General features: G+C 61.6%; 8 protein-coding genes. 2 read left to right on the top strand and 6 right to left on the bottom strand.

Annotated elements, in window-relative coordinates; all coding sequences use genetic code 11:
* Positions 1-92: 92 nt before the first annotated feature.
* Positions 93-959, bottom strand: coding sequence for a LysR family transcriptional regulator (locus QMX98_RS30675; protein ID WP_282411876.1), 867 nt, complete (start codon positions 957-959; stop codon positions 93-95).
* Positions 960-1,073: 114 nt separating this feature from the next.
* On the opposite strand from QMX98_RS30675, the gene QMX98_RS30670 reads away from it, so the two are divergent.
* Positions 1,074-1,499, top strand: a complete 426-nt coding sequence (locus tag QMX98_RS30670) for a VOC family protein (protein WP_172790819.1) — start codon at positions 1,074-1,076, stop codon at positions 1,497-1,499.
* Positions 1,496-2,773 carry an amidase gene (locus QMX98_RS30665; RefSeq protein ID WP_145310173.1) on the top strand — a complete coding sequence of 426 codons (1,278 nt, stop codon included), beginning with the start codon at positions 1,496-1,498 and terminating at the stop codon, positions 2,771-2,773. The genes QMX98_RS30670 and QMX98_RS30665 overlap by 4 nt, the downstream gene beginning before the upstream one ends.
* Here QMX98_RS30665 and QMX98_RS30660 read toward each other — a convergent pair.
* The 5 genes from QMX98_RS30660 to QMX98_RS30640 all read right to left on the bottom strand — a co-directional run.
* Entirely contained in the window at positions 2,764-3,357 is a 594-nt protein-coding gene (locus tag QMX98_RS30660; protein WP_010459770.1) for a GGDEF domain-containing protein, read from the bottom strand. The genes QMX98_RS30665 and QMX98_RS30660 overlap by 10 nt on opposite strands.
* A gap of 74 nt (positions 3,358-3,431) precedes the next feature.
* Positions 3,432-4,010 carry a hypothetical protein gene (locus tag QMX98_RS30655; RefSeq protein WP_010459768.1) on the bottom strand — a complete coding sequence of 193 codons (579 nt, stop codon included), beginning with the start codon at positions 4,008-4,010 and terminating at the stop codon, positions 3,432-3,434.
* 1 nt (position 4,011) lies between these two features.
* On the bottom strand, positions 4,012-6,180 hold the full coding sequence (locus QMX98_RS30650; RefSeq protein ID WP_010459766.1) for a xanthine dehydrogenase family protein molybdopterin-binding subunit: 2,169 nt from the start codon (positions 6,178-6,180) through the stop codon (positions 4,012-4,014).
* A 24-nt stretch (positions 6,181-6,204) separates the two neighbouring features.
* Positions 6,205-6,660, bottom strand: coding sequence for a (2Fe-2S)-binding protein (locus QMX98_RS30645; protein ID WP_010459764.1), 456 nt, complete (start codon positions 6,658-6,660; stop codon positions 6,205-6,207).
* A 128-nt stretch (positions 6,661-6,788) separates the two neighbouring features.
* Positions 6,789-6,996 (bottom strand): hypothetical protein (locus QMX98_RS30640; RefSeq protein ID WP_282411875.1); only part of this gene is annotated, 208 nt, incomplete at its 5' end.

Genomic DNA, 6,996 nt, shown 5'->3' with positions numbered 1-6,996 from the left:
AGCCTGCTCGCGATTGCGGTCTGACATTCAGTATTGATGTTGACTGACACACTGCAATCGCGAGCAGGCTCGCTCCCACAGGTGGATGGCGTTTAGTCGGCGAGTGTCGTGAGGCACTTGGCAAACAACAGCTGGATCGGCTGTGTGCGTTGGCTGTAGCGCTGCAACAAGACAATCTCCCGATAAAACGTCAGCTCGCCCAGCGCAATGATCCTGACCTTCGCCCCATGTTCAAGCCATAACCCGGCCTCGGGCAGCAGTGAAACGCCAAACCCGCATTCAACCATTTTCACAATGGCTTCCAGCTCATCCATCTCCATCGCCACGTGCACATCAATCTGCTGTTCACGCAAAAATCGTGTAATCAGGCGCCCTCCGAATGAGTTACGGTCGTACCGCACGTGCGGCTGGCTCGCGAGGATCTGCAGCGGATCATCACCCTCAAGATCCATCGGCACGATCAATACAAACGGTTCCCGGCGAATCACCTGCGCCGACAGCTCCTTGGGCAGTTCGAAGGGCGGCTTGATCAATATCGCCAGATCCACCTCACCCGTATCAACCTGACTCAGCAGGCTCAACGACACGCCCGGCACCAGTTTCGGTTCCAGCAGCGGTGCCTGCTCCCTCAAGCGCAAAAATGCCTGAGGCAACAACCCGGTCTGGACCGTAGCCACCGCACCGATTTTCAACTCTCCACGGTACTCGCTGACGTCCTCACTGACGGCCATCCGGCTAAACGTGTCGAGGATCTGCTGCGCCATCGGCAATGCCCGTTGCCCTGCGGCATTGAGAATCGCCTGTCGCCCGGTGCGATCGAACAGGCGGATGCCCAGCGCCTTTTCCAGGTTGCGCATCTGCGCGCTGACCGCCGACTGCGTCAGACCGATGTGCATGCCGGCGGCGGCGAATGTGCCGTAGCGTGTGACGGCGACGAAGGTTTTCAATTCGCGCAGCATTGGACTTCTCGATTGATCGAAATAATTTGAGCTCGACGCAAAAACTATCGTCTTTCAATCAAAAATCATAGCGCTAAACTCAGCCTCATCTCCTGACAATCCGAGGCGAATCCGATGCAACTCTCCCCTTTTCACTTGGCTGTACCGGTTTACGATCTGGCCGCTGCCCGGCGTTTCTATGGCGAAGTCTTCGGTCTTGAAGAAGGCCGTTCCAGCGAGCATTGGGTCGACTTCAACTTTTTCGGCCATCAACTGGTGATACACCTGGCACCGAAAAACGCTTCACAGGACGCGGCGCACACCAATGCCGTGGACGGTCATGACGTACCGGTGCCGCATTTCGGTGTGGTGCTGGGGATGGCGGAATGGGAGGCGCTGGCCGAGCGCTTGAAAGGCCTTGGGACACGCTTCGTGATCGAGCCAGGCATCCGCTTTCAGGGATTGGTGGGCGAGCAGTCCACGATGTTTCTCTTCGACCCTTGCGGCAACGCGTTGGAGTTCAAGGCATTTAAAAACATCAGCCAGTTGTTCGCCAAATGAACCGCCCAGCCCTTGACGCGACCACCCTCAGTGAAGCGGTAGTCAATGGCGATACGACCGCTGCCGCCATCGCCGAATCCTTTCTTGAGTGCATTCAGGCGCGGGAGCCGGAGATTCAGGCGTTCGTCTCGTTCGACGACCGGCAGGTGCGTGCCGATGCTGCGCAGATCACCGGGCGCGGCCTGCTGGCCGGCGTCCCCGTCGGCATCAAGGACATCTTCGACACGGCCGCCTACCCCACGCAATTCTTCTCGCCCATCTACGCCGACCATCAACCGTCCCGGGATGCCCACGTCGTGACGCTGCTGCGCCAGGCCGGGGCGCTGATCATGGGCAAGACCCACACCACCGAATTTGCCTACATGCACACTGGCCCGACCCGAAATCCTCACGATCTCGCTCGCACGCCGGGCAGCTCCAGCGCGGGTTCGGCGGCGGGGATGGCAGCGGGTTTCTTTGCGGTGGCGCTGGGCACCCAAACAGCGGGCTCGTTGCTCAAGCCGGCGTCCTATTGCGGTCTCTTCGCCTACAAACCGTCCCTGGGACTGGTGTCGCTGGAAGGTGTAAAGCCGCTGGCGCCGAGCTTCGACACCGTGGGCTGGTATGGACGATCGGTGCGCGATCTGCACCTTGTGGCGCGGGTGTTGATTCCCGGTTTTGTAGTGCCTGACGTTGAGCGGCGTCCACTGCGGCTGGGTTTCTGCCGCACCTCACGCTGGGATCAGGTGGACGCCGAGGTGGCCTGCGCTCTGGAGCAGGCCACGGATCAGTTGCGCAGCGCCGGCCATTATGTGAGCGAACTGGAACTGCCCGATGAGTTTGCCGCAGTGTTCGACGACCATCAGCTGATCAACGATTGCGAAGGTGCCCGCTCGCTGGCCAAGGAATTCCAACGCCACCGAGCTCAACTGAGCCCATCGACACTGGCCATGTTCGAGCGAGCGGCGGCAACAACCTGGGAGCAGGAATCCGCTGCCAAGGCGCGCCTGGCCACCCTTGCGCCCCGTTTGAATGAGCTTTGCCAACCGTTCGACGCCATGCTCGGCGCCTCCTGCGGGATGGTCGCGCCGATGGGCCTGGAAAGCACCGGCCCGTCGGATTTCATCAAGTTCTGGGGGGCGTTTGGCTGGCCGCAGGTGAACGTACCGCTGGTGCGCGCCCACCCCATGTTGCCGGTCGGGCTACAGATCATCGGGAAGTTCAGGGACGATGGCCGGCTGTTGCGAACGGCCGCCTACGTTGCCGCAGCGTTGCAAGGCGCCGCTCAGCAATGATCCGTGTCGTGCATCGCCTTATCGGCCAGGGTCAACACGTCTTCCGCTGTCGGGTTTAGCCGAGCATCAAACTCGACCTGGCCAATGCTGAAGTGAATGGCAAAACTGCGATTCGCCGTGGCATTGCGCTCGGCGAGTATTTCTTCGAGCCGGGCCTTGATCGCGGACAGCTCGACAACGCTTGCACCCGTCAACAGGGCGACAAACTCATCGTTGCCCAGTCGACCAATCACATCGCTTTCGCGAAAGGCGATACGCAGCACGTCAGCGAAGGTCTTCAGGGCGTGATCACCCTCGGCGCGCCCGTACAGATAGTTGATTCGCTTGAAGTTATCGAGGTCGAAAAACAGCAGCGTTGCCGGCAGCCCCAGTTGCTGGCAGGCGTCCATCCCCTGTTGGGCCAGCGCTGTAAAACCGTGGCGGTTGGGCAGCAGCGTCAACTCGTCCATGCTCGCCATCTGCACGCCCATCAGTTCTTGCTCGGCCTTGCGGGCCAGGTCACGCAACAGCTCACGCTCCTGCAGTGGCGAACGTAACGGGTCTGTACAAGCACCGCGCTTGACCGGTTTGCCTGGGATCAGCATGACTCACTCCATTGGCGGGTATGTACTTTAGAGTCGTGCATACCCGGTTTGACTCCCTGTTAACGGACCGCCGGTCAACTGCCCTGCACCGGACACGGGCCTCCAGCGGTCGCCCACAGCTTGAATTGGGTGACGAAAATGTCGTGCGGCACCGGCACCGGCGCCCTTCCCTCACCCGGATTCCAGCCCCAGAGCACCAGTTTGTCCTCGGTGACGTGCTTGATCAGGGCCGCGAAATCACGGTCACCATTACTGGAGCGATCCTTGATCATCGCGCACAACTGGTCGGCCGGCAGCCCGATCCAGGCCATCTTGTGCGCCGCGGGCGGCAAGCTCCAGTGCGGCGCCCCCGGTGGTGTATGCGGCCCGTAGCTGGCGGGCGGATTGGCCTCGGCGTGACAGGTCGCGCAGGGCAAACCCGCTGCGCCCTTGCCGTCCATCCCGCGCACTACGCTCATGGCGTGGGGGATGCCTGCATCGAACTGCAACGGCGAATCGCCCGGGATATGACAGTTCTGGCAACGCGGACTTTGAAAGACCTTCTGCACCGTATCAAACGCCTTGATCGCTTCCTTATCGTCAGCAAACAGGTGCTCGGCATAGCTGACCAAGCCGATCAACACCACCGTCCCCAGAATCAGATGTCGTCTCATCTCACACCCCCGACAGTTGCAACGGCAGTTCCCGCAAGCGCTGCCCGGTCAGGGCGAACACCGCGTTGGCCACTGCCGGCGCCGTGGGTGGGACGCCGGCTTCGCCAATACCGCCGGACCGTTCAGTGCTTGGCACGATATGCACTTCGACCACCGGCATTTCGTTGAGCCGCAGCACCTGATAGTCGTGGTAATTGGATTGCACCACCTGACCGTCCTTGAACGTCAGTTTGCTGTGCAAGGTAAAGCCGAGGCCGAAGGTGATGCAGGACTCCATCTGCGCCGCGATGCTCATCGGGTTGACCGCAATCCCGCAGTCCACCGCGCACACCACCCGATGCACGCGGATTTTCAGGTTGTCCTGGGACACCTCAGCGACCTGCGCGACGTAACTGCCGAAAGACTCATGCACCGCCACACCCAAGGCATGGCCGTCCGGCAGTTCCGCCTTCCAGTTGGCTTTTTCGACGGCGAGGTTCAGAACACCCAAATGTCGCGGATGCGCCTTGAGCAAGGTTCGTCGGTATTCCACCGGATCCTTGCCAGCCGCCTCCGCCAGTTCATCAATCAACGACTCCATGACAAACGCCGTGTGGCTGTGCCCCACCGAACGCAGCCACAACACGCTGATGCCGGTAGTCGGCGAGTGCAGTTCCACCTGGTGATTGGCCAGGTCTTCAAGGTACGGGCTGTCGGCAACGCCTTCGACCGAGGTCTTGTCGATACCGTCCTTGACCATCGTCGCCTCCATCATGGTGCCGGCCATGATCGACTGACCGACCATCACATGCTTCCAGGCCACAGGCATGCCGCCAGCATCCAGGCCGATCCGTGCCTGATGCAGGAACGCCGAGCGGTAATAACCGCCGCGGACGTCATCCTCCCGGGACCAGACGGTTTTCACCGGCCCGCCTGCCGCCTTGGCGACCTGCACGGCTTCAGCGACAAAGTCCGAGGTCGGATTGGCCCTGCGACCGAAGCCGCCGCCGAGGAATTCGGTGTGGATTTCAACCTGCTCGGGTTTGAGCCCGGTGATCTTGCCCGCGATCATTTGATCCAGGGTCTGGAACTGCGTGCCGGTCCAGATCTCGCACTTGTCCTTGCTGATTTTCACCGTGCAATTGAGCGGCTCCATCGGCGCATGGGCCAGGTACGGCACGCTGTATTCGACATCGACGGTCTTGGCCGCCTTGCCCAGCGCGGCGGTGGTATCCCCGGCCTTGCTGGCAGAGACGCCAGGCGTGGTCGCGAGTTTGCGGAAGCTTTCCAGCAATTTCTGGCTGTCGAGGCCGGCATTCGGCCCCAGGTCCCACTCGACCTTCAGCGCATCGCGCCCCAGCTTCGCCGCCCAGTAATGGTCGGCAATCACCGCCACGCCGGTGGGAACCTGCACCACTTTATGCACGCCCGGCACGGCCAGCGCTTCGGCGCCTTCGAAAGATTTGACGCTGCCGCCAAACACGGGTGAGCGGGCGACCATGGCAGTCATCAAGCCATCGAATTGCACGTCCATGCCGAACTTGGCCCTGCCGGTGATTTTCTCCGGGGTGTCCAGGCGCTTGGTGGGTTTGCCGATCAGTTTCCAGTCCTTGGCCTCTTTGAACTTGATCGAAGCCGGATCCGGCACCGGCAGCTTGCCGGCGTCGTCCGCCAGTTCGCCGTAGGTCGCGCGATTGTCGCCGGCAATGACCACGCCTGACTCGGTGTGAATCGCCGAGGGCGCGACGTTGAAACGCTTGGCGGCCGCGTCAACCAGCATCAGACGCGCTGCCGCGCCGGCCTGCCGATAGCGATCGAACTCCATCCAGGTCGAGGTCGAGCCGCCGGTGATCTGCATCCCGCCGAAACCCGCCATGCCGTAGTCTGCCGCCGAGGCGGGTGAATGTTCGACGCGGATTTTCGACCAGTCGGCGTCCAGCTCTTCTGCGATCAGCATGGTGAGGCCGGTCCAGATGCCCTGGCCCATTTCCGAGTGGCCGAGCAGTACGGTGACGACGTTGTCGTTGCCGATCCGTAAAAACGCATTGGGCGCAAACACGTTGCCTTCATTCTCCGCCCCCACGGCAAAGCGATGGGCGCCGGGAATGACGAACGCCACCACCAGACCTCCGCCCAACAGCGCGCTGCCCTTGAGAAAACCGCGACGTGACACCGGGTTGATGCTGTTCATGTTCAGACTCCCTTCAACGTGGCATCAACCGATCTCGGCGGCGCGTTTGACCGCGGCGCGGATCCTTGGGTAGGTGCCGCAGCGACAGATATTGCCGGAGAGCGCCTGATCGATGTCGCTGTCGGTGGGTTTGGGGATTTTCGCCAGCAGCGCGGCGGCGGACATGATTTGCCCGGACTGGCAGTAACCGCACTGCACCACGTCGAGTTCGGCCCAGGCTTGCTGCACTGGGTGCGAACCATCCGTGGACAGGCCTTCGATGGTGAGGATTTTTTGCCCGTGGGCCACCGCGGTGGCGGGCGTGATGCACGAGCGCAACGGCGCGCCGTCGACGTGCACGGTGCAGGCGCCACACTGGGCCATGCCGCAACCGAATTTGGTCCCGGTCAGGTGCGCGACATCGCGCAGGACCCAGAGCAGCGGCATGTCCGCGGGGACATCCAACTCCTGATCCTTGCCGTTGATATTCAGGGTCAGCATTGCGAATTTCCTCAGACTCACGGTGTTCTGAAGGGGCGTCGCTGTGACACGGAATGCCTACGCGCGCCTCCGGTTATCCCTACAGCTAAGCGCAAAATGCCGGGCGAGACCGGTTCATCGACCACCGGTCAAAAAAAGGCCACCTTGATGGATGGCCTTGGAATGAGGTTTTGTAGTGATGGCGCTTGGGCGGCTAGCGGGCTTTTGTGCCTGGTGGGCATTTGTGGCGAGGGAGCTTGCTCCCGCTCGGCGGCGAAGCCGTCGCAAAACCAGCTAACACGGTTTTTCTGATGTACCGGGTTTGGAGGGTTTGGGGCCGCTTCGCAGCCCAGCGGG

It is taken from the genome of Pseudomonas sp. PS02303 (assembly GCF_029959925.1).
GTDB classification, from domain to species: Bacteria; Pseudomonadota; Gammaproteobacteria; order Pseudomonadales; family Pseudomonadaceae; genus Aquipseudomonas; species Aquipseudomonas mandelii.
This window is presented reverse-complemented; position numbering and strand designations above follow the sequence as displayed.

Bases quoted from the DNA above. Each gene is read 5' to 3' on its own strand.
- QMX98_RS30675 (WP_282411876.1), bottom strand. From the start codon at position 959: ATGCTGCGCGAATTGAAAACCTTCGTCGCCGTCACACGCTACGGCACA.
- QMX98_RS30670 (WP_172790819.1), top strand. From the start codon at position 1,074: ATGCAACTCTCCCCTTTTCACTTGGCTGTACCGGTTTACGATCTGGCC.
- QMX98_RS30665 (WP_145310173.1), top strand. From the start codon at position 1,496: ATGAACCGCCCAGCCCTTGACGCGACCACCCTCAGTGAAGCGGTAGTC.
- QMX98_RS30660 (WP_010459770.1), bottom strand. From the start codon at position 3,357: ATGCTGATCCCAGGCAAACCGGTCAAGCGCGGTGCTTGTACAGACCCG.
- QMX98_RS30655 (WP_010459768.1), bottom strand. From the start codon at position 4,010: ATGAGACGACATCTGATTCTGGGGACGGTGGTGTTGATCGGCTTGGTC.
- QMX98_RS30650 (WP_010459766.1), bottom strand. From the start codon at position 6,180: ATGAACAGCATCAACCCGGTGTCACGTCGCGGTTTTCTCAAGGGCAGC.
- QMX98_RS30645 (WP_010459764.1), bottom strand. From the start codon at position 6,660: ATGCTGACCCTGAATATCAACGGCAAGGATCAGGAGTTGGATGTCCCC.